Source organism: Methanoculleus frigidifontis (assembly GCF_030464345.1).
GTDB classification, from domain to species: domain Archaea; phylum Halobacteriota; class Methanomicrobia; order Methanomicrobiales; family Methanoculleaceae; genus Methanoculleus_A; species Methanoculleus_A frigidifontis.
The window spans coordinates 1-17,409 of record NZ_VCYH01000005.1 but is presented as its reverse complement, the minus strand read 5'-3'; the positions used below and the strand labels follow the sequence as shown (position 1 = coordinate 17,409).

The 17,409-nt window shown below is 61.4% G+C and carries 21 protein-coding genes; 10 read left to right on the top strand and 11 right to left on the bottom strand.

Annotated features, from left to right (window positions below):
* Window positions 1-14: 14 nt before the first annotated feature.
* Both FGU65_RS08400 and glgP read right to left on the bottom strand, forming a co-directional pair.
* Entirely contained in the window at window positions 15-887 is an 873-nt protein-coding gene (locus tag FGU65_RS08400; RefSeq protein ID WP_301664000.1) for a sulfite exporter TauE/SafE family protein, read from the bottom strand.
* An 87-nt stretch (window positions 888-974) separates the two neighbouring features.
* Window positions 975-3,173 carry an alpha-glucan family phosphorylase gene (gene glgP, locus FGU65_RS08395; protein WP_301663999.1) on the bottom strand — a complete coding sequence of 733 codons (2,199 nt, stop codon included), beginning with the start codon at window positions 3,171-3,173 and terminating at the stop codon, window positions 975-977.
* A gap of 280 nt (window positions 3,174-3,453) precedes the next feature.
* Here glgP and FGU65_RS08390 point away from each other — a divergent pair, with 280 nt between their 5' ends.
* Window positions 3,454-3,924, top strand: a complete 471-nt coding sequence (locus tag FGU65_RS08390; RefSeq protein ID WP_301663998.1) for an EVE domain-containing protein — start codon at window positions 3,454-3,456, stop codon at window positions 3,922-3,924.
* Between the two features lie 33 nt (window positions 3,925-3,957).
* On the opposite strand, the gene FGU65_RS08385 is transcribed toward FGU65_RS08390, so the two are convergent.
* Window positions 3,958-4,359 carry a hypothetical protein gene (locus FGU65_RS08385; RefSeq protein WP_301663997.1) on the bottom strand — a complete coding sequence of 134 codons (402 nt, stop codon included), beginning with the start codon at window positions 4,357-4,359 and terminating at the stop codon, window positions 3,958-3,960.
* Between the two features lie 126 nt (window positions 4,360-4,485).
* Here FGU65_RS08385 and FGU65_RS08380 point away from each other — a divergent pair, with 126 nt between their 5' ends.
* Window positions 4,486-4,773, top strand: coding sequence for a 2TM domain-containing protein (locus FGU65_RS08380; protein ID WP_301663996.1), 288 nt, complete (start codon window positions 4,486-4,488; stop codon window positions 4,771-4,773).
* A 31-nt stretch (window positions 4,774-4,804) separates the two neighbouring features.
* Here FGU65_RS08380 and FGU65_RS08375 read toward each other — a convergent pair whose 3' ends face one another.
* Genes FGU65_RS08375 through FGU65_RS08365 form a run of 3 tightly spaced genes read right to left on the bottom strand, consistent with a single transcriptional unit; the run spans window position 4,805 to window position 6,708 of the window.
* Window positions 4,805-5,398, bottom strand: coding sequence for a DUF3267 domain-containing protein (locus tag FGU65_RS08375; protein ID WP_301663995.1), 594 nt, complete (start codon window positions 5,396-5,398; stop codon window positions 4,805-4,807).
* A 24-nt stretch (window positions 5,399-5,422) separates the two neighbouring features.
* Window positions 5,423-5,782, bottom strand: a complete 360-nt coding sequence (locus FGU65_RS08370; protein WP_301663994.1) for a YigZ family protein — start codon at window positions 5,780-5,782, stop codon at window positions 5,423-5,425.
* Window positions 5,782-6,708: an ROK family protein gene (locus tag FGU65_RS08365; protein ID WP_301663993.1), complete on the bottom strand. Its 927-nt coding sequence runs from the start codon at window positions 6,706-6,708 to the stop codon at window positions 5,782-5,784. Before FGU65_RS08365 ends, FGU65_RS08370 begins: the two co-directional genes overlap by 1 nt.
* A 268-nt stretch (window positions 6,709-6,976) precedes the next feature.
* Between FGU65_RS08365 and FGU65_RS08360 the strand changes: the two genes are divergently transcribed.
* The 4 genes from FGU65_RS08360 to cls all read left to right on the top strand — a co-directional run bounded on the left by FGU65_RS08360 (window position 6,977) and on the right by cls (window position 10,893).
* Window positions 6,977-7,210, top strand: coding sequence for a FeoA family protein (locus FGU65_RS08360; protein ID WP_301663992.1), 234 nt, complete (start codon window positions 6,977-6,979; stop codon window positions 7,208-7,210).
* Entirely contained in the window at window positions 7,207-8,937 is a 1,731-nt protein-coding gene (locus tag FGU65_RS08355) for a ferrous iron transporter B (RefSeq protein ID WP_301663991.1), read from the top strand. Before FGU65_RS08360 ends, FGU65_RS08355 begins: the two co-directional genes overlap by 4 nt.
* The gene (locus FGU65_RS08350; RefSeq protein ID WP_301663990.1) at window positions 8,934-9,362 is read left to right on the top strand and encodes a metal-dependent transcriptional regulator; all 429 of its coding nucleotides are present in this window, start codon (window positions 8,934-8,936) and stop codon (window positions 9,360-9,362) included. Before FGU65_RS08355 ends, FGU65_RS08350 begins: the two co-directional genes overlap by 4 nt.
* 94 nt (window positions 9,363-9,456) lie before the next feature.
* On the top strand, window positions 9,457-10,893 hold the full coding sequence (gene cls, locus FGU65_RS08345) for a cardiolipin synthase (RefSeq protein WP_301663989.1): 1,437 nt from the start codon (window positions 9,457-9,459) through the stop codon (window positions 10,891-10,893).
* On the opposite strand, the gene FGU65_RS08340 is transcribed toward cls, so the two are convergent.
* From FGU65_RS08340 to FGU65_RS08325, 4 genes are all read right to left on the bottom strand, one after another.
* The gene (locus FGU65_RS08340; protein WP_301663988.1) at window positions 10,879-11,778 is read right to left on the bottom strand and encodes a PHP-associated domain-containing protein; all 900 of its coding nucleotides are present in this window, start codon (window positions 11,776-11,778) and stop codon (window positions 10,879-10,881) included. The genes cls and FGU65_RS08340 overlap by 15 nt on opposite strands.
* 72 nt (window positions 11,779-11,850) lie before the next feature.
* A complete protein-coding gene (locus tag FGU65_RS08335) occupies window positions 11,851-12,075 on the bottom strand; it encodes a KTSC domain-containing protein (RefSeq protein WP_301663987.1) in 225 nt (74 codons plus the stop codon).
* Between the two features lie 50 nt (window positions 12,076-12,125).
* Window positions 12,126-12,341, bottom strand: coding sequence for a KTSC domain-containing protein (locus tag FGU65_RS08330; RefSeq protein WP_301663986.1), 216 nt, complete (start codon window positions 12,339-12,341; stop codon window positions 12,126-12,128).
* A 47-nt stretch (window positions 12,342-12,388) separates the two neighbouring features.
* Window positions 12,389-12,601: a KTSC domain-containing protein gene (locus tag FGU65_RS08325; RefSeq protein ID WP_301663985.1), complete on the bottom strand. Its 213-nt coding sequence runs from the start codon at window positions 12,599-12,601 to the stop codon at window positions 12,389-12,391.
* A gap of 76 nt (window positions 12,602-12,677) precedes the next feature.
* On the opposite strand from FGU65_RS08325, the gene FGU65_RS08320 reads away from it, so the two are divergent.
* A complete protein-coding gene (locus tag FGU65_RS08320; protein WP_301663984.1) occupies window positions 12,678-13,037 on the top strand; it encodes a transposase in 360 nt (119 codons plus the stop codon).
* Entirely contained in the window at window positions 13,010-13,471 is a 462-nt protein-coding gene (locus tag FGU65_RS15900; protein WP_367652375.1) for an IS5 family transposase, read from the top strand. Before FGU65_RS08320 ends, FGU65_RS15900 begins: the two co-directional genes overlap by 28 nt.
* Before the next feature lie 31 nt (window positions 13,472-13,502).
* Here the strand turns inward: FGU65_RS15900 and FGU65_RS08315 are convergent, their stop codons facing one another.
* A complete protein-coding gene (locus tag FGU65_RS08315) occupies window positions 13,503-13,898 on the bottom strand; it encodes a DUF5683 domain-containing protein (protein WP_301663983.1) in 396 nt (131 codons plus the stop codon).
* 122 nt (window positions 13,899-14,020) lie between these two features.
* On the opposite strand from FGU65_RS08315, the gene FGU65_RS08310 reads away from it, so the two are divergent.
* Together FGU65_RS08310 and FGU65_RS08305 are read left to right on the top strand one after the other, a co-directional pair.
* Entirely contained in the window at window positions 14,021-14,290 is a 270-nt protein-coding gene (locus tag FGU65_RS08310) for a DUF5661 family protein (RefSeq protein ID WP_301663982.1), read from the top strand.
* Window positions 14,291-14,460: 170 nt separating this feature from the next.
* The coding region (locus FGU65_RS08305; RefSeq protein ID WP_301663981.1) for a right-handed parallel beta-helix repeat-containing protein at window positions 14,461-17,409 on the top strand (2,949 nt) is incomplete at its 3' end.

Genomic DNA, 17,409 nt, shown 5'->3' with positions numbered 1-17,409 from the left:
CTCCGCCCGCGTACCTACGGCAGCGCAACGCCGAAATACTCTGCAATAAACCGGATCGCCGCGTATGCGAAGTAGAGCCCGAAGATCAGCTTCAGGATTTCAGGGGAGAAGCGCCTGATGGTGGCCGCACCGATCTGCGCCCCGAGGACCGAACCCAGGGCCAGGATCAGCCCCGCGCCGACCGCCACAAAACCCTGCACCACTTTTATCCCGCCGCCGATGACCGCCATCGGAATCAGTGCAGCAAGACTCGTCCCCATCGTGACGTAGACCGGAACGCCGAAGATATAGATGAGCCCCGGTACCAGGGCATACCCGCCCCCGAGGCCGGTCACCCCGGTGAGCACGCCGACCACGAGCCCGAATCCGGGAACCGCCCACGCCGGCCGGTCGGCACCGACCGCATATCCCCGCGCGGGCTCCCTCTGAAAGAGCCCTTCCCGGATCATCTGTATCGCCGGCACGAGGAAGACGATGCCCAGGATAAGTCCGAGGAGTCCGGTCTCTCCCGCAAGCAGGGTGAAGAGCCACGAACCGGCGATCACCCCGGCGATGCCGCCGAGGGCAAGCCACTTAGCGACCGCGAGGTCGGCATTTCTCCGGGAAACGTGACCGTACGCTCCGGAAAGCGAAGTAAAGATGACCACGAAGAGCCCGGTCCCGATCGCGATTGTCTCAGGAAATCCGAGATAAAAGTACATGATCGGCAGCATGATGGTCGCTCCGCCAACCCCGAGGAGACCGCCGAGCACTCCCGCAAAGACCCCGACGGCAAACAGAATGAGTACCCGGGGGGCGTCGAGGGGCGGGAGGCCGCCGGCCTCCCCTGCACCGGCCAGGAGATACGCGATCAGCAGAAGGAACAGTACGACGAGCAGTCCCGCCACAGGCCCGTATCGCCGAAAAACCGATTCTATCAGGATCACCTCGCGTGCCTGGATCCCGGCCGGATCTGCCGGGGAGAGAGCCGGGGGCTACGGCCTGCAGACCTGCACCACACCGGTGGTGGGTTCCCCTGCATACATACAGACCGACGGATAGTAGCGCGTGATATACTCCTTCACCATCCGGCGCGCCGAGTACTGCCAGACACAACTCTTGATCGACTCTTTCATGACTTTCACCCACCCAAGGGGCACCTCGTCCATGGAGCGGGTGTAGTAGAGCGGAGCCACTTGCTTCTCGATGATATCGTAGATGGTGTTTGCATCCGCCATCCGGTTCTTACCGTAAGGCTGATGCCCCTCGAACGCCCAGCCGTTTCTCCCGTTGTAGCCCTCGACCCACCAACCGTCCAGGATGGAGAGGTTCGGCACGCCGTTGATGGCGGCCTTCATACCGCTCGTCCCGCTCGCCTCCATCAGCGGCACCGGATTGTTGAGCCAGATGTCGACGCCCTGCACCAGGTGGTGGGCAACTTCTTCCCCGTAGTTCTCGACGAAGGCTATCCGGCCGGCAAAGTCCGGCAGCCCCGCGAACTTGTAGATCCGCCGGAGGATCTCTTTTCCGAAGTCGTCCACCGGGTGCGCCTTCCCGGCGAAGACGAACTGAACCGGGCGCCAGCGATCGGTGACGATACTCTCGAGCCGTTCGAAGTCTTCGAAGATGAGGTCGGCACGCTTGTACTCGGCGAACCGGCGGGCAAATCCGATCGTCAGGACGTTTGCATCGAGCAGCAGCCCTTCCGAAACGAGGTTGCGGGGTTCGTTCCGGAACTCCGCCCATTTTAATCGTTTCCGCTCCCGGATCCGGGCAAAGAACTTCACCTTCAGCCAGAGGTGCAGGTCCCAGAGCTCCTTGTCCGGGATCTCGTCGATGAGATTCCAGATAAGCCGGTTATCGTAATCCTCCCGCCAGGTCGGGTAGACGGGATCAAGGTATTTATCGAAGAGCGCCTCCATCCAGGGGTTCAGCCAGGTCGGTATGTGCACCCCGTTGGTGATGTGGTCGATCGGAACCTGCTCGACCGGCGTTCCCGGCCAGAGACCCTGCCACATCCGGCGTGCAACCTCACCATGCTTTGCTGAAACCCCATTGTGGTGCCGCGTCATCCGGAGGGCAAAAGCGGCCATGTTGAAACCCGCTTCAGGGGCATGCGCCGATCTCCCGAAACCAAGGAATGTATCCCAGTCGATCCCGAGCGAGGGAGCGTAGTTCCTGAAATACCGGTCCATCAGGTCGAACGGGAAGACATCGTGCCCTGCAGGAACCGGTGTATGCGTGGTGAATATCGAGGTGTTGCGCACCTGCTCTTTCGCCTCCTCAAACGACATCCCGCTCGATACCCGTTCCCGAAGCCGTTCGAGCAGGGCGAATGCCGAATGGCCTTCGTTGAGGTGCATGGCCGAGTACTCGATCCCGAGGACGGAGAGCACCTTTCGTCCGCCGATACCGAGCACCAGCTCCTGCCGGAGCCGCATCTCAAGGTCGTGTTCATACAGCCGGTGAGAGATGCTTCGGTTCTCCGGCAGGTTCTCATCGATATGGGTGTCCAGAAGAATGAGCGGAACTTTCCCGACCTGAACTTTCCAGACCGCCACATAGATCGGCGGTTCGATGATGGGCACCTGTACGACGAGGTGTTTCCCGTTCTCGTCCATCACCCGGGTTATCGGAGCGGAATCGCGATTAAAGACCTCCACGACATTCTTCTGCCATCCGTCGGCCTGAAGGTGCTGATGTGCGTAGCCTTCCGCGTACAGGAAACCGACGGCGACCATGGGCACACCGAGATCGCTGGACTCCTTGATATGGTCTCCCGCAAGGATGCCGAGCCCTCCGGCATAGAGGGGGAGAGAATGGTGCACCCCGAACTCCGAGGAGAAGTAGGCGATGGTAAGCGGCATCCGCTCCGGGTAGTTCTCCGAGAACCAGCTGTTCCTCCTATCCATGTCGTGCCGAAACCGAAAGAAGAGGAGATCGTAGCGCCGGAGATAGTCCGGATCTTCGGCGGCACGCTCCAGGAACCGGGGAGGGATCTCAAGGAGCATCTTCACCGGGTTCTGGCGGCAGTTCTTCCATTCCGCACGGTTGAGCTGCTTGAAGAGTCCTGCTGCCGAGGAGTGCCAGCTCCACCAGAGATTATATGCGAGTTCCACGAGCCCGTAGATGCGCTCAGGGACGTGGGAGAAACGGTCTGCCGGTATGTTCTGATTTACTGGTATGTCCATCATCTCGATCCCACCGGAAGTTTTCCCGATGGCTCAATAGGTACACCAGTACATAAGGTCTTCCCCGCATGCCGGCTGCAGCAGGCGAACACCCCGGGAATCTACACACCGCATCTCTGCGGCAGGCCAGACTATACGGGCATCATACTTCATATAGTCTTCCTTTTTTCCAGGTGACCGGACACGACAATCCATACGGCCGGGCGCCGCTGTCCCGCGGGTGATCCCCTGCCGGGCGGTACCCGCGAAACCATTATAGTCTTGCACCGCCAGTGCAGACTCAATGACCCGCTGGCTTGGATTCTCGAGTGGCCAGAACGCCAGGATTATTCTTCAAAAGAACGTCTGGGGCGTTCCTATGCGTTTTTTCAACTGGATAGTACGGACTGAGATCGGGGATACCCTGCTCATCTACGTCGACCAGCAGGGAGCCGGAAGAGCGGCATCGCCACCGACGGTTGCCGCCTGCTTTGAGATTGTCTCGGATGTCTACAGAGACACGGCACGTATCTTCCCCGGACCGGTGAATTTTGGCGACGGAGTACTGCCTTATCGGGTTGCATTGAGACCGATCGCAGTATTCGATCCTCCCATCTCGTTAGAGCCGCTTATCCCGAAACTCAGTTTCGTTGCGGATAAGCAGCAGTGGTCCGACTATATCCGCGGCCAGGCCATGCGTGCGATCCCCGAGGATGATTTCCGGATGATCATGGACGCACAACGCCGGGCGATGCCGGTCCCACCCATGGCGTGAGGGGCACCGGACGGCGGCGCAGATCTCTGCGGGTCAGGCGATGCCGGCGAGGGTCCGCTGCCGGGTCGAATCGGCGTGGGGAGGGCGGGGTGCTATCTCGATGACGGATGCGTAGGCGCGTCTCCTGTCGAGCACCTCCCGCAGGCTTTCGGCGGAGACGGAGAAACATGTCCCGGTCGCGAGTTCTATGACCAGCCCCCGGGCATTCCCCGAGCGGCGTGCATGCCCCACGGTCCCGTCCAGATACTGCCGCCAGTCCTGCCGGAGAGCCTCGACACGAGCGGCTCCCCTGCCTGCGAGTGCCCGGCGGACCTCGCCGTCCCGGATTCCGTAGCGGACGCCGTGGAGGGTGAGCTCCACAATCTGGCAGGGGTACCCCCGCCGGTCGTATACATAGCAGCGATACCGCTGAACAAATCCTGCTTTCTGCACCATATCACCCATCCTGATAGGGGGATCGGCACGTGATCCCATAAACCCGGGCTCTGCGGGGTGCGAAAGTGTAATTCCAGCGGAAACGGATCCCATCTCTTTATATCGACCTGCGACAACGATACGTTGATGGCAGCGGATGAGGAGGAACGGTATCGCCGGGCGAGGAAGCACGTCGAAGATGTTCGGGGCTTTTACACCCACCTCGGGATCTATATTACCATCAATCTCCTGCTCGTGGCGATCAACCTCCTCACGAGTCCGGGAGCCCTCTGGTTCTACTGGGTAACACTCTTCTGGGGTGTCGGTCTCGTATTTCATGCGCTCGACGTCTTTGTCGGGAACCGGATCTTCGGCAAGGAGTGGGAAGAGCGCAAGATCCGTGAGGTGATGGAGCGGGAGGAGCCGAAACGCTGAGCCGATCCCGATCCAGGAAGGGGAACGTCCGTCAGGCGGGCCGGATGACGACAACGGCAACCCCCTGGTCGCCGACGAGGACGGACGGGGGATACCGGAGCAGCCAGCAGGACGCAATAAGATCTCCGACCGATCCGGCCGCGTTCAGGATCAGGAGAAGCAGGAGCGGCGGCAGGGCGATGAGGGGAACCGCAGGGAGCAGGAGAAGCCCGGCGAGGGTGACGACGAGCAGCGGTGCAAGCGCAATTCCCAGGTACCGGTTCCGCGTGATTGCGACGCCGGGCGGTGCGCCGACGTATGCGTAAAACCCGGTAACCCCGAAATAAGGACGTTTCCCCGTAACAAGCCAGAAGAACAGGGCATGCACCCCTTCGTGCACCGCCACCAGAACCGTCGTCGCCCCGATAAGGACGGCAAGCGCGGCGGCGATGGCGGCCAGTCCTTCGGAGCCGGAGAGGGTAAACGAAGCCTCGGCGGGAATATCGGGCCGGAGCAGGATCGCCGCCTGCAGAGCAAGGAATCCCGCGGCCAGAAGGACGATGAACCCCGCCACCTGGAGAAGAATCAGGTTTCTCTTCGTCGAGAGATCGAGCCTGCCGATCTCCTGCATCGCCGGCTGCACCATCAGATATGATGACAACGGGGGATATTAACGTTCCCGCTCTGCCGCCGCCGCCAGCTCACCCGCGTCCCGGAACGCCCGGGCAACACCGCCCGGGCCGAGTTTGACGCCCCCGAAGATCCGCGAGACGACCAGCGCATGCCGGTCGAGGGCATGCCGCCGGAGCACGTCCAGGAGCACACGGCCGGGCTGGCCGACCTCGCGATCGCTCCGGAACTCCTCCATGCCGGCGATACGGAGAGCAGCGCAGTGGTGGGTTGCCTTCCGGTAGCACCGCCGGTGCTGCTCAAGAATGATTTTGAGATCGTCCGTACCCTCGATCTCGTAGAGATGGGCATAGAACCGGGAGCGGCGCTTCTCGACGGCTGCCGCCGCAGACTCCCGCATCAGAGGCGCTCCCGTGCGTACGCTGCAGCACCGAGGAGCGGCGCCCGGCCGGCGAGGCTGCTGATGACCAGGCGGGGCAGTGCCAGGTATCGGTCGACGAACGGTAGCAGGTGCTCCATCACGAGATCGCCGTTGTGGCGGGCGATAGGCCCGTCTAAGACGATTATCTCGGGATTATAGGCGGCGATGACGTTCGAGATTCCCCGGGCATTCACCCGGCCGAGCGCCTCCATGAACGCGAGGGCGACAGGTTCTCCTGCCCGGGCGGCGGCGAAGATCGCCGCGGGGGTGTCTGCCGCAAACCCGGCATCACCGATCCCCTCGCTCTCCTGCCAGACAGTGAAGAACCGGGGCATGAACCGACCGGAGCCGTACGCCTCCCAGTGGCCGTGGTACCCGCACCCGCAGAGCTGATCGTAGCGGTTGTCGACGAAGAGGTGCCCGACCTCGCCGGCGTTGCCGTTTCTTCCCAAGAGCAGGCGGCCGCCGACGATCGCACCCCCGCCGATACCGGTGGACATGGTGATGTAGACGATGTTCGCATACCCCCGGGCGGCACCGACCCATCGCTCGCCGAGCAGACCCGCCCGGGCGTCGTTGACGAGGAAGACCGGCAGCCCGAACTGCTCGGTGAGCGGTTCTACGAGATCCACTTCAGGAAAGGCAATGTTCGGCGAACGGATCACCGCTCCCCGCTCAGGGTCGAGAGGACCTGCCGAACTGATACCGATGGCCGCTACTGCCGCAGCTGCGGGACTCCCCTGCAGATCATCGATGAGCCGGGCGATCGCATCGGTGATAACCGCCCCCGACCGCCCGGTGACGGGTGTCGGGGCGGCTGTGTGTTCCAGAACAGTCCCCGCATCCGTGACGATGCCGGCACGGATGTTCGTCCCCCCGAGATCGACCGCTATGAAATTCGGCATTTCTTCCTCCCCGTTCACCGGCGTTCCTGTCGATAAGCCTGGTTCGCCCAATACCTAAAGGTTACCCCATCTCCCCCATTCCGGTACGCGGGCGGTCGATCGGCCGGTCCGGTCCCGGCGGCGATCCGTGCATCTTCTGCGCTCCATCAATGACGGCCTTCGGGAGGGTAAAAAACCGGCATGCCGGCGTCACGGATTTTTAGGTATACCGAAATCATTAATCCCTCCGCCGCCGACCGATCATTTAGGCAAACCTAAAAGGATGCATATGACAACCGAACTGATCACCCTGCAGGCAGGCACACGAGCGGCAGTCGCCGGATTTACCGGATCCCAGGGCTTCGCCTGGAAACTCCGAACCATCGGCATCCGCGAAGGAAAGATACTGACAGTAGTTGCCCGCCACCCCTTCGGCGGCCCGGTCGTCGTGAGCGTAGACGGCCGTGCAGTGACACTCGGGCGAGGAATGGCTCGCAGGGTTCTGGTGGACGTGCAGGCATGAAGCGCATCGTCCTGATGGGTAACCCGAACGTCGGCAAGAGCGGGATGTTTTCACGGCTGACCGGGGCACACGTCATCACCTCGAACTATCCGGGCACCACCGTGGATTATTCCCGGGGCACCATGCACATCGGCGGGGCGGCCACCGAGCTCGTCGACGCTCCCGGAACCTACTCTCTTCAGCCCTCCAACGCCGCCGAGGAGATAGCAGCCGAGATGGTCGGGACGGCCGACCTGGTGATCAACGTCGTCGACGCGACCAACCTGGAACGGAACCTCTTCCTGACGCTCGAGGTGCTTGAGACCGGGAAACCGACCATCGTCGCACTCAATCTCTGGGACGAGGCGGTTCACCAGGGGATCGACATTGACGTCGGGAGCCTCGAGCGCCTGCTGGGTGTGCCGGTCGTACCAACGGTCGGGCTCTCCGGGCAGGGGATCAGCGACCTCATCGGCAGGCTCGACGAGGCGCGGCCGACCAGCACCGTCGCACCCATGGACGCGGAGGAGCGCTGGAAGACCGTCGGCCGGATCACGGATGCGGTGCAGACGATCACCCACCGGCACCCCACCTTCCGCGACCGGCTCGCGGAGGCGAGTGTCAGGCCGGTGAGCGGCCTGATCATTGCCATAGGAGTGATTGCCGCCGCTTTCTGGGTGGTGCGGCTGATCGGCGAGAGCCTTATCCAGTACATCTTCGAACCGCTCTTCGAACTCTACACCCCTTTCGTCCTGTACCTCTCCGATATGCTGGGGCCGGGCCTCCTGCACGACATCCTGATCGGGCAGATCACGGACGGCGGGATCGACTACGTCGAATCGATGGGGCTGCTGACGACCGGCCTCTACGTCCCCTTTGCGATGGTGCTGCCATACATCGTCGCATTTTATCTCACGCTCTCGATCATGGAGGACTCCGGCTACCTCCCGAGGCTCGCGACGCTGACCGACACCTTCTTCCACCGGCTCGGGATGCACGGCTACGGGATCATCCCGCTCTTCCTCGGGCTCGGGTGCAACGTCCCGGGCGTCCTCGCGACGCGGGTGCTCGAGACGCGGAAGCAGCGGTTCATCGCCGCGACCCTGCTTGGGATCTCCATCCCGTGCATGGCCCAGATCGCGATGATCGTCGGAGTGCTCGGATCCTTCGGGATGCAGTACGTGGCGGCGGTCTTCCTCACGCTCGCGATCGTCTACCTGACGGCGGGCCTTGTGCTGAACCGGTTCATCGGCGGTGAATGCCCGGAGATCTTCCTCGAGATCCCGCCGTACCGGATGCCGGGCGCCCGGTTTACCCTGAAGAAGACCTGGATGCGGGTGCGCGGGTTTATCATGGAAGCCGTCCCGTACCTCTTTCTCGGCATCCTGATCGTCAACCTGCTCTACACCGCAGGCATTCTGGATGCGCTGGGCACCCTGCTTGCCCCGCTGATGGAAGGATGGCTCGGGCTGCCGGCAGAGGCGACGACCGCGCTCCTGGTCGGCATCCTGCGCAAAGACCTGGCGGTCGGAATGCTCGTCCCCCTGGGCATGACGCCGGTCCAGCTTGTGATCGCGGTGACGATGCTGACAATGTACTTCCCCTGCATTGCCACGTTCGCGGTGCTCCTCCGCGAGCTCGGCCTGAGAGACATGCTCCTTTCGGCTGCCGTCATGACCGGAACGGCATTGCTCGTCGGCGGGCTGATGCACATGGTGCTGGCAGGGTTTTTCGGAGGCGGACTGTGAGAAAAAAAACCGTTGAAGAGTATATCGAGACGATCGATGCGCTCGAGAGAAGAGAGGGACGGGCGCAGACCGGGATGATCGCCCAGGAGATCGCTGTCAGACCGCCTTCAGTCACCGAGATGCTCCGGAAACTGGAGAAGGGCGGTCTTATCGAGTACAAATCCTACTCGGGCGCTATCCTGACTCCTACCGGGCGACGGATGGCCTGCGACCTGCAGAAAAAGCACAGAATCGTGGCATCGTTCCTGGAGATGCTCGGCGTGGATCACGATATTGCAGAGGCAGACGCCTGCCAGATCGAGCACCATGTGAGCAGCGAAACCGCAGAACGTCTCAGGCTCTTTGTGGAGTATCTCAGAAATTCGCCGCCTGGCAGGGGATGCACGGAACACTTCGAGAGGTACTGCAGGGAGCGGGAGAGGTGAGAGGCGCGGGCAAACTCTGCGGTAATGCGCCCGGCGGCCACCCCCTTACGGTGCTGCAAGGATTTATGCTGTGGTGCGGCATACGGCGCATCCGATGGTCGATCCGGTCCTCTTTATCCTGCTCATCAATACCGTCTTCGCCGTCGTCATCGTCTTTTCAGAGCGGGAAGACCCGACCGCCGCACTGGCATGGCTGCTGATCCTCTTTCTCCTGCCTACTGCCGGATTCGTGCTCTACATCATCTTCGGCCGGGGTTACTTCCGACGGCGGGAGTTTTCGGCAAAGGCAAAGAGCGACCGCACCCTCAAACAGCGCCTCCGCGACTGGCACACGCCAAAGATCGACCATACCGGGCCTCTGCTCGATGAGGAACTCGCCGCCTTCCAGGGTCTCATCGCCATGCTGATCAGGAGCAGCAACGCGTTCCTGAGCGAGGGGAACCGGATAGAGGCCTTCGCCGGCGGCAAGGAGATGTTCGAGTCGTTCTTTGCGGCGATAGCGGGCGCCCGCCACCACATTCACATCGAGGTCTACATCATCCGGAACGACGACCTCGGCAGACGGTTCGTTGAGGCTCTGGCAGCGAAAGCACGCGAAGGGGTAGAAGTCCGCCTCCTCTACGATACTGTCGGCTCCATCTGCCTCCCCCGTGACTTCTTCGACCCGCTCATCGCTGCCGGCGGGAAGGCCGCCCCCTTCTACTCGTCCTTCTTCCTCCTTCTCCCGCTCCGGATCAACTACCGCAACCACCGCAAGATCACGGTTATCGACGGCGCATTCGGGTACATCGGCGGCCTGAACGTCGGGGAGGAGTACCTCGGCAGAGACCCGTACTTCGGGTACTGGCGCGATACGCACCTGAAGATCGCCGGCCCTGCCGCACGACTGCTCCAGCTCCGGTTCTCCCTGGACTGGAAGTACGCAACAGGCGAAGACCTCAATCTCGCCACGGAGTACTTCCCGGAGGTGGCGGCACCCGGGAATGCTGCCGTCCAGATCGTCTCAAGCGGCCCCGACACCCGGGGAACCGAGATCAAAGAGGCCTTCCTGAATCTGATCGGCAGCGCCCGCGAGACGATTGCCATCCAGACGCCCTACTTTATTCCCGACGTGAGCATCATCGATGCCCTCCGGATCGCCGCGCTCTCCGGCGTCGACGTGCAGGTGATGATACCCGACAAACCCGACCACCCCTTCGTTTACTGGGCGACCTACTCGTACATCGGAAACCTGATCGATGCCGGCGTCCGGTTCTTCACCTACAACACCGGATTTCTGCACAGCAAGGCGATCGTCGTCGACGGCCGGGCAGTCTCGGTCGGGAGCACGAACTGGGATGTCCGGAGTTTCCGGCTGAACTTCGAGACGAACGCATTCATCTACGGCCGGGAAACCGCCACCGAGCTGCTACGGCTCTTCGAGGAGGATGTCGCCCACGCAACCGAGATCACGCCCGACCACTACGCCGCACGGCCGATGTGGGTGAAGGTCAAAGAGTCAGTCTCCCGCCTCCTCTCACCGATCCTCTGACCGCTGCCGGCGGGAACGGTCGACGAACCGGCGAAGCCGGGGGATGTTCTGCTCGTAGTGGATGCGGAGCGACGGGACCGTGTGCGGCAGGTACTTCGGGAGGATTGCGGCGCCCATCACCCCTTTGTGCAGGAAGTTCTTCTCCCGCCCGACGATGCAGGCACGCTTTCGCACGATTGCATCCAGAAACCCGTCCGCATCCTCGGCCTCCGCTGCCGTAACCACACCCCCAATGTCGGGGAGGATGTGCCCATCCGTTCCCCCGGTAGCGGGCAGCCGCCGCTGCAGCGCGAGAGAGACAGCCTTCTCATTCAGGGGATGCGCCATATTTCCGCATATCGCCTCAATCCCGTCGAACCGGTCGAGGACGGACGGGTCGAGGTAGCCCCGGTCGATGCATTTGCAGACACCCTTGTTGAAGAAGGCGTAGCCGAACGGGTGGGCGGCGACGACGACGGCGCCCGTACCCTCGGCGGCATCCAGGATCTCTTCCGTGGTCCGGCGGATCGCAAGAAAGGGGCTTTCCTGCTTGTACTCCCGGACGTGACGGTCGTAAAACTCCCGGAGTTCTGCAGTATCGGAGAAGTAGAGAAGGATATGCGGCCCATCGGCGGCACTGACCTCCATTCCCGGAATGACGACGACGCCCAGGTAGTCCCGGGAAAGCCGCACCGCCTCCTCGACGCCGCCCACCTGGTTGTGGTCGGTGATCGCAACGCCGATGCCGAGGCGACTGCAGGCCCGGAGCAGGGCGGCCACCCGTGGCCTGCCGTCGGAGTGCTCCGTATGGATGTGCATATCCACGGGCAGGCAACCCTCCGCCCGGAGCGCCGGAATGTCGGGGCAGGCGAAACGGATACAGGGGCATCGATCTTCGGGCGGCATGGCGCAGACTCCGATAGACGTATGGAGACCTTTCGCCGGGAGAGGTCTTGCCGGTTTCGGTGCCCGCCGCGACTACCGGTACGCCTCCTTCACCGGTGCCGAAGGGAAGCTCCCTTCGATCACCTCGTGGAAGAACGCCTCCGGCGTCGCTGCCTCGATCCGGTTCCGGTAGACCGCGGAGTCGACGTTGTAGTACTGGACGACCCTCCCGTCCGCAAACTCGATCTCAAGCGCTCTGCTGCCCCGGTCGTAGCCTGCCGACCGGAGAAGCCCGGACTGTAGCGGTCTGCGATCCATGGCGCGGATAATACTCCCGGGGGCGATACGAGTTGCGCCGTTCTCCGCCGTCACCGCGTGATCCGGGTGAAGGAGTACCGCCCCTCGATGGCATCCCCGAAGTACCCCATCGGCGACGCTGCCTCCATCAGGTCTTTGTAAACAACCGGCGGAACACCATAGTAGCGGAAGATCTCCCCGTTTCCGAAGTGGATGTCAAGCGAACAGCTGTCCCGGTCGTACGCGGCCGAGACGATCTTTCCCGATGTGACGGCTGTGGTCTGCATGCCTGCCGGCAGGGTTCCGGGAGAGTATATGTGTTACGGTTCCCCGATCAGCGGATCTTTTCGGAGGGGTACCGCTCGCGGATGAACTCGCGGAAGAACCAGCCCGGCGATTCCGCTGAGAGCAGCCCCTCATAGACCTCGGGCGGCACCCCGACGTACTCGTAGACACCCCCGCCCGCAAACTCAATCCGGAGAATTTCGGTCTCCCGGTCGTAGCCGACCGACGCAAAGCCGGCGGACTCGATCGTTTCCCTCTGCATGGGCGCCGGGTAGGAGGGGAGACGGATAAGGAGGTCGTCCTAAAATTATAAGGCGTCTAAGATAAAAATCAGGATCATGGTCTTCCGTGAAATCGACGATGATCTCTGGGAAATCATCCGGAAATACCTTCCTCCAACAAAGCCGCACATCGGCCGTCCTCGGTGTGACCCCCGCGGGTTGTTCAACGGCATCCTGTACGTCCTGACCACCGGATGCACCTGGCACGACGTTCCGGAGAAATATGGCACGAAATCGACGGTACATCGGTATCACCTCGAACTCTGTGAGAAGGGAGTATACCAAGCGATCTTTCTCGACCTTCTTCAGTCCGGGTATGAGATCCGGAAAATCGATCTCACGCATTGTTCTACCGATACCAAGGACATATCGGCTAAAAAAGGGGATCCATCGGCTATGATGGCTATAAGAAAGTAAAAGGAAACAAACTGATTGCTCTGGTCGATCGGAATGGCCTCCCGCTCGCCTGCACTGTTTACCCGGCAAATGTCCATGATTCCCAGCTCTACGAACCAACCCTTAATGCATTTACAATTCCGGATGTTCGGGATCACCCGGCGATCATCTCTGCAGATCCAGCCTATGATTCCCGCGAGATCCGTCAGTACAACCGGAATAGAAGGATCAAGAGCAACATCCCGGTCAATCGCAGATCCCGGAAACACTCGAAACGAGGAAGGCCGCGAAGGTTCGATCCGGAACTCTATAAGAAGCGCAGCGCCATTGAGCGGTTCTTTAGCTGGATAGAGGCATTCAAGAAAGTTACTCCAAGATATGAACGCTATGAACACTCATTCCTTGGCTTGATCCATCTGGCATGTGTAATGATGATCTGGAAAATATTGGGATGAGCTCAAGGGTTGCGGACGAACCCATCGCGGGTCACACCATCCCCTGCAGCCCCATCGCCACCAGCATCATCGCTGCCGCCGCCGAGAACCCGAAGATGACCACCGCCCAGACAATCACAAACACGATGATCGTCAGCATGCTCGTCGCCCGATAGGGAACGGTGCCCTCGTTCATTCCCTTCGCCGTCCGGTAGGCATCGTAGCCGCCCCAGAGCCAGACCACAACGCCGGGGACGATCAGAACAAAGAGGCCGAGGAGACTGCCGAGCAGCACCAGCACGCCTTTTCCGAACTGGCCGTTGTACGCCTGCCCAAGACCGTTGAAGAGGAGGGAGAGGCCTGCAGCCATCGCCGGGTTCTTCCTCCCCTCCTTCCGCGAGACCTCCGCCGCCGCCATGGCGTCTCTGAGAGAGACCGATTCAGCCATTTGCATCAACCTCGATTAGGGATATGCAAAGCGACCACATCAGGTTTCCCAAACACCCCGCCGATCGCTTCCGGTAATATCATATGCTCCGGAGCCATGGGGCGATCGGAGGAGAACGACCCATGGCACACCGAGAGATCACCGCAGAAGAGGCACAGGAGGTCGGCGAAGAGCTCGGCCTGACCTGGGAGAAGTTCGATGTCGAGCAGCTCCGGCGGGGCATGGAGGTCGAGCTCGAGCACGGTCTCCACGACCCGGCGACGAACGTCACGGACGACGATCTGCCGATCACCGGCAAGACTGCTCTTGCTCACCTCAACGAGTTTCCTGACTACTATGACCGGCTCGAAGAGATGGAAGAGAAGGCACGGCAGTACTGGAGCAGAAAGTGAGCGAGGCTGCAGATCCCGGCACGGGAGGGGCATCAATGATCTTCACTTTTTAGGATAAATTCAGCAGATTTTTTCTTTTTGCCGGCCAGGAGCCGGAAATTCATTTCGGTTTTTTTAAATACGGTGACGCATCATGTTTCGCATAGAGCTCACCAGAACCGGTGATTTTTATGAACTGCACACTGAAAAAGGAATTTTCACCCATACATCTCCTTGTATGGTCGCTTTTCACCCTGATCCTCCTCGGACTGCTGACAGCGCCTGCGGCAGCGGCGGAAGGGGCGCTCCCGGACACCGTCCGGGTGAATGCAACGTATGACGAAACGACGCCCGACTACGGCGTCCTGAACTTCTCGAGTATTCAACCGGCGCTCGAAGCCATCGCCGAAGGCGGCACGGTCATCGTCGACGGTGGGACGTACAACGGCCACCTGAACGTCAGCCAGGCCGTCTCACTCGTGACCGACGACGACGCCGTCATCGACGCTATGTACTGGGGCGTCGGGATTCTCATCTGTGCGGACGACGTCTCCATCGAAGGTTTCACCGTGACCAATGCCACGACCTACGGGATTGCCAGCAATCTGGTCGACGGTGTGGAGATCCGGGATACCACCGTCACCGTCGTCTCCGGCATAACCACAGCCGCGCCCCCGGCCGGCATCTACCTCAACGGAGGCGCCGATCACGTCGTAGCGGAGAACACCGTCACCGTGGAGAGCGATCTTCCCGCAGAGGCGGGCATTGTCGTCTGGAACGTGGATTACGCCGAAGTCTCGGATAACACGGTCATTGTCGATGCCGAATACGTCCCGGCCATGGATGCCGGGGCTTTGAACGCTCTCCAGACCGTCCCGTGGGGCGCAGGCGCCCGGCAGGACGAAGTCAGTGCTCTTGATGAGGAGACAGACTACGAGTATCTCGATCCCACCGGTATCGTCGTGAACGGAACCGATGTGCTGGTTGATGGGAACGTGATCGGGGTCGCTGCGAGGTGTCTCGGCGAGCCCGGCGAGGACGTCTTCTACGACGCATACCCCCTCGGCATCAAGGCCAGTGGCGAATCCGTCGGGATCCTGGACAACATCATTGACGTCGAGGCCAACGCCACCGACTACGCCTACGGCGACGGAATATGGGTGGGGGGTGCGCTTGCCCTCGTCGAAGGCAACACCATCACATCGATTGTGACCGCAGAGGATGCGGAACCATGGGGTATCGAACTCTACGACGCCCTGAAAGGCCGGGTTCTTGAGAACACGGTGAAGATCGCCATCGCCGCCAACTGTACCGAAGAAACCTACGGCATCCTTGCGTACGACTCCGAAAAGGCGCAGATACTCGACAACAACGTCACCTATACTGCGAGGATCGGTGGCGAAGGTGTCAGCGAGGTTGATGCCGGTATCGAGGGCATTCTCGTCGATGAATGCTACCAGTCGCAGGTCGCCGGGAACGACGTTACCATCGACGTTGAGGTCCTGACCGCGGAGAGCGGGCTTATCTTCAGGCTGGAAGACTCCGGAATCTCCGCGACCGCCGCAGCGGTGTATGCCGACATCGCCGGCGAAATCGTCGAGGGATGGGCCGGAGCGACCGGTCTCCACATCGATGAGAGCGACGAAGTATGGATCCTCGAGAACGATATCGCCGTCGAAATGCTCCTCATGTCGGTGGACGGCACCGAGAACGTGAGCGAGGTCTATGGCGGCATCTGGTCGGTGGGCATGCTGATCGAGGATTCAGACGATGCCATCGCCTCCGAAAACGTCATCGATGCCGGTTTAGGCACAGGAGCGGTGGCGATCGGGATCGGCGAGAACGCCAGCGTCGCCTACACCGGCCTCTTCAGTGAAGTCTTCGGCATAGTGCTCTGTGACGCAGAGGATACGGAGATCTCCGGGAACTGCGTCGCGGTCGAGAGCGCTCAGGAAACGATCGCAGTCGCCATTGCGTCAGGTGCTGAGGGTGGCGGCCTGATTGGCCTCCTCGACGACGAGACGGCCGAGGACGAAACGGAGATGAACGCGTTTGCGGCATCCCTCGACGAGGAGGGCACGTACGCGGAGGCAGTCTGGGTCGGCCTGAACGAGACCGCATTCGCCCGCACGCGCACGACCGCGGCAGCGGCCGGTATCTATGCCGACACCGATGGTGATGCCGAGATCTACGACAACACCGTCGATGTGGAGATTGCCTCCATGATCGCGGGTATCGCGATGTACGAGGTCATCAGCGAGGATGCGATGGCATCCGCGGCCGGCGTTGCACAGGGCTTCGGTATCATCGGCCCCGGCGGTTACTCCGCAGATATCTGCGGGAATACCGTCACGGTGGAATCAGCCGGTTTCATTGGGGCAATCTCCGGTGAGGGAGAGGTGCACGCCGAAAGTGCAATGAGCAGCTCGCAGTTCCGGATCACCGCACGGGGTATCGTCGGCCTCGCCGATGAGAACGATATCTCCGATAACACCGTCGACGTCTATGCGGTCGGCGAATCCGAAACCGTCGCTGTCGGGGAGATCCCGGGCGAGGCTAACTTTGCTCTCTCGCGCATGGTCACCCGTGCGGTCGGGATCATAGCGCTCGATGCGGAGAAAAATGGCGATAACGATATCTCCGGCAACACCGTGAAGGCTCTCTCTCTCCTGGCACCGACTGCAGAAGCAGAAGGAATCGCCGGTGATGTCGGAACGCTCGTGAACGGCAGGGCTGCCGGCATCGGCATCCGCGCACCCCGGGCATCGATCGCCGACAACAGCGTCGACGTCCTCGCCCGGGTGGATAATGCCACCGCCGTCGCGACTGAGATGGGCGCTCTGGAAGTGATGAGCCAGACTATAGCAATTGCAAATGCTCAAGGAATCGTGACCAACCACGCCACTGTCGAGAACAACGTCGTCTTCGCGGAGGGTATTGCCACCGGCACGGTCGTCGCCGAGACCGAGGAACTCCTCGAGAACGCCGAAGCCATGATTCTTATCGGAGCCACCGGCCTCGGCATCCATGACCGCGCCCTCTCCACGATGACGCAGAACAACGTCTCCGGAAGCGCTCTGGCCTCCGGCTTCGGCTACATCGAGGGCTACCGCCCTGAAGGGCTCGGCATTGGGTTCTCT